Origin of the sequence: Brevundimonas sp., from assembly GCF_036399195.1 — a bacterium.
Lineage (GTDB): Bacteria > Pseudomonadota > Alphaproteobacteria > Caulobacterales > Caulobacteraceae > Brevundimonas.
Genome location: NZ_DASWNO010000143.1, coordinates 1 through 3,340, shown reverse-complemented (window position 1 = coordinate 3,340; position 3,340 = coordinate 1). Strand labels below are relative to the sequence as shown.

The 3,340-nt window shown below is 68.7% G+C and carries 5 protein-coding genes; all 5 read left to right on the top strand.

Annotation, left to right across the window (positions count from 1 at the left end; all coding sequences use genetic code 11):
* The coding region (hemA, locus tag VGB60_RS06760; RefSeq protein ID WP_331037502.1) for a 5-aminolevulinate synthase at window positions 1–713 on the top strand (713 nt) is incomplete at its 5' end.
* Complete coding sequence (locus VGB60_RS06755) at window positions 685–885, top strand: DUF6898 family protein (protein ID WP_331037501.1); 201 nt, start codon at window positions 685–687, stop codon at window positions 883–885. The genes hemA and VGB60_RS06755, both read left to right, overlap by 29 nt.
* 62 nt (window positions 886–947) lie before the next feature.
* Window positions 948–2,231 carry a serine hydroxymethyltransferase gene (gene glyA, locus VGB60_RS06750; RefSeq protein WP_331037500.1) on the top strand — a complete coding sequence of 428 codons (1,284 nt, stop codon included), beginning with the start codon at window positions 948–950 and terminating at the stop codon, window positions 2,229–2,231.
* A gap of 7 nt (window positions 2,232–2,238) precedes the next feature.
* A complete protein-coding gene (nrdR, locus tag VGB60_RS06745; protein WP_331037499.1) occupies window positions 2,239–2,697 on the top strand; it encodes a transcriptional regulator NrdR in 459 nt (152 codons plus the stop codon).
* Entirely contained in the window at window positions 2,697–3,323 is a 627-nt protein-coding gene (locus tag VGB60_RS06740; protein WP_331037498.1) for a RibD family protein, read from the top strand. The genes nrdR and VGB60_RS06740 overlap by 1 nt, the downstream gene beginning before the upstream one ends.
* The last annotated feature ends 17 nt before the right edge of the window (window positions 3,324–3,340 follow it).

Sequence of the window (3,340 nt, the reverse complement as noted above, 5' to 3'; positions counted from 1 at the left end):
TGAAGGACGCGCCCGCCAACGCGCCCAAGCTGATCGCCTTCGAGAGCGTCTATTCGATGGACGGCGACATCGCCGACCTGGCCGGCACCATCGCCCTGGCGAAGCAATACGGCGCGATGACCTACCTCGACGAGGTCCACGCGGTCGGCCTCTACGGCGCGACCGGCGCGGGCGTGGCCGAGCGCGACGGCGTGCTGGACGGCATCGACATCGTCGAATGCACCCTCGGCAAGGCCATCGGCGTCATGGGCGGCTATATCGCCGCCGACGCGGTGATCGTCGACGCGGTGCGCAGCTGGGCTTCGGGCTTCATCTTCACCACCAGTCTGCCACCGGCCCTGACCGCCGGGGCGCTTGCCTCGGTGCGCCATCTGAAGGCCCATCCGGAACTGCGCCAGGCCCATCAGGAGCGCGCCGCGACCCTGAAGGCCCGCTTCGCCGCCGCCGGCATCCCGGTGATGGAGTCGGTCAGTCACATCGTGCCGGTCTTCGTCGGCGACCCTGTGCACGCCAAGATGATCTCGGACATGCTGCTGGAAGACCACGGCGTCTATGTCCAGCCGATCAACTACCCCACCGTGCCAAAGGGCACCGAGCGGCTGCGGTTCACGCCGTCGCCGAACCACACCGACGCCATGATGGACGACCTCGTTCGCGCCATGGACCGGCTGTGGACCCACTGCAATGTGGCGCGCCTCCCTGCCGTCGCCTGACGACATCGGCGAGGTCATCTTCGAGCTGACCCGCAACGGCGCCTATCTGAAGTGTTCGGCGATCCATGTGGCCACAGGGGTCGAGGTGTCCGCCCTCGGTCCGGCCGCCGAGCCGGAAGGCCTGAAGCGCATCGCCCTCGGCAAGCTGAAGCGGGCGCTGGCGTCGCGCTGACCTACCAGATGTTGTGGCGGCCCGGTCGGGGGACTAATGATCTCGCATACACGGAGACCGCAGTGACCGCCTTCACCCACGACGCCTATTTCTCGAAGACCCTGGCAGAGGCCGATCCCGACATCTTCGGCGGCATCCAGGGCGAACTGCGCCGCCAGCAGGAGCAGATCGAGCTGATCGCGTCCGAGAACATCGTCTCGAAGGCGGTGCTGGAGGCGCAGGGCTCGGTCCTGACCAATAAATACGCCGAGGGGTATCCGGGGCGGCGCTATTACGGCGGCTGCGAATATGTCGACGTCACCGAGAGCCTCGCCCGCGACCGGGCCAAACAGCTGTTCGGCTGCGCCTTCGCCAACGTCCAGCCGCACTCGGGCGCCCAGGCCAACCAGGCGGTGTTTCAGGCCCTGCTGACGCCGGGCGACACCTTCCTCGGCATGGATCTGGCCGCCGGCGGCCACCTGACGCACGGCTCCCCCGCCAACCAGTCGGGCAAGTGGTTCCGGCCGGTGACGTACAAGGTGCGCGAGGGCGATTGCCTGATCGACTACGACCACGTCGCCCAGATGGCGGAGCAGGAAAAGCCCAAGCTGATCCTGGCCGGCGCCAGCGCCTACAGCCGTCACATCGACTTCGCCCGCTTTCGCGAGATCGCAGACAGCGTCGGGGCGTATCTGATGGTCGACATGGCCCACTACGCGGGGCTGATCGCCGGCGGCGTCTATCCCGACCCGCTGCCGCACGCCCACGTCGTCACCACCACCACGCACAAGACCCTGCGCGGACCGCGCGGCGGCATGGTGCTGTCGAACGACCTCGAGCTGGGCAAGAAGATCAACTCGGCCGTCTTCCCGGGGCTGCAGGGCGGGCCGCTGGAGCACGTCATCGCCGCCAAGGCCGTGGCCTTCGGCGAGGCCCTCAAGCCCGAGTTCAAACTCTACGCTCAACAGGTGGTTGACAACGCCCGCGCCTTGGCCGCGGTGCTGGTGGAACGGGGCTGCGCCATCGTCTCCGGCGGCACGGACAGCCACCTGATGCTGGTTGATCTGCGGCCGAAGGGCGTCACCGGCAAGGCCACCGAGGCGGCGCTCGAGCACGCCCTGATGACCTGCAACAAGAATGGGGTGCCGTTCGACACCGCGCCCTTCACCATTACCTCGGGCGTCCGGCTGGGCACGCCGGCCGGCACCACCCGCGGCTTCGGCGTGGCGGAGTTCCAGCAGGTCGGCCACTGGATCGCGGACGTCATCGACTCCATGAAGGGCGGCGACGAGGCCGACGCCGGCGTGTCGGAGCGGGTCGCCGGCGAGGTGCGTGACCTCACGCGCCGCTTCCCGATCTACGGATAAGCCCCTGATGAAATGCCCCTTCTGCGGAAATCAGGACACCCAGGTGAAGGACAGCCGCCCGTCGGACGACGGCGCGGCGATCCGGCGCCGGCGGTCCTGCCCGCAGTGCAGCGGGCGGTTCACCACCTTCGAGCGCGTCCAGCTGCGCGAGCTGATGATCCTCAAGCGCAACGGCCGCCGCACGCCCTTCGACCGCGACAAGCTGGAGCGGTCGCTGAACGTCGCGTTGCGCAAGCGTCCGGTTCAGGCGGAGCAGGTCGAACAGCTGGTCAGCCGCATCACCCGCCAGCTGGAAAGCCTGGGCGAGACAGAGATTCCGTCCTCGACCGTCGGCGACTTCATCATGAAGGCGCTCAAGTCGGTCGATGAGGTCGCCTACGTCCGCTACGCCTCGGTCTACAAGGACTTCAGGCACACCGGCGATTTCGCCAAATTCCTGGGCGACGAGGGTCTGGACGAGAACTGATGCGTGTCACCCTGAAGCTGGCGACGTCCCTCGACGGACGCATTGCGACCGGCTCGGGCGAGAGCAAATGGATCACGGGCGAGGCGGCTAGGGTCGAGGGGCATCGGCTGCGGGCGGGGCATGACGCCGTCATGGTGGGGGTGGAGACGGTCCTCGCCGACGATCCCGAGTTGACTGTGCGCCTCCCAAGGTCCGATGAGATTCGGCAGCCCCTGCGCGTCGTGCTGGACAGTCGCCTGCGGACGCCCGCCACCGCCCGACTGGCCAACCCCGGCACGATGATCCTGACCGCCGCCGAGCCCCGGCCGGTAGGGACCGCCGAGGTCGAACGCGTCGAGGCCCCCGACGGTCGCCCCGCTCCTGCCCCGGCGCTGGAAGCGCTCGCCCGCCGAGGCTGCGCCTCCGTCCTCATCGAGGGCGGCGGCCAGGTTGCGGCCTCGTTCCTTGGCGCCGGTCTGGTCGACCGGCTCGAGTGGTTCCGCGCGCCGATCCTTCTGGGCGGTGACGGGCGGCCCTGCGTCGCTGCCCTGGCCCTTGCAAAGCTGGCCGACGCGCCCAAGTTCCGGCGGGTGTCCGCCGAGCCCGTGGGGGACGATCTGTGGGAGCGCTATGATGCGATCCGCTAACCTCCGTTCGCCCGGCG

Excerpts from the sequence above, each read along its gene's own strand:
- VGB60_RS06740 (WP_331037498.1), top strand. The coding sequence starts at position 2,697 with ATGCGTGTCACCCTGAAGCTGGCGACGTCCCTCGACGGACGCATTGCG.
- VGB60_RS06755 (WP_331037501.1), top strand. The coding sequence starts at position 685 with ATGTGGCGCGCCTCCCTGCCGTCGCCTGACGACATCGGCGAGGTCATC.
- nrdR (WP_331037499.1), top strand. The coding sequence starts at position 2,239 with ATGAAATGCCCCTTCTGCGGAAATCAGGACACCCAGGTGAAGGACAGC.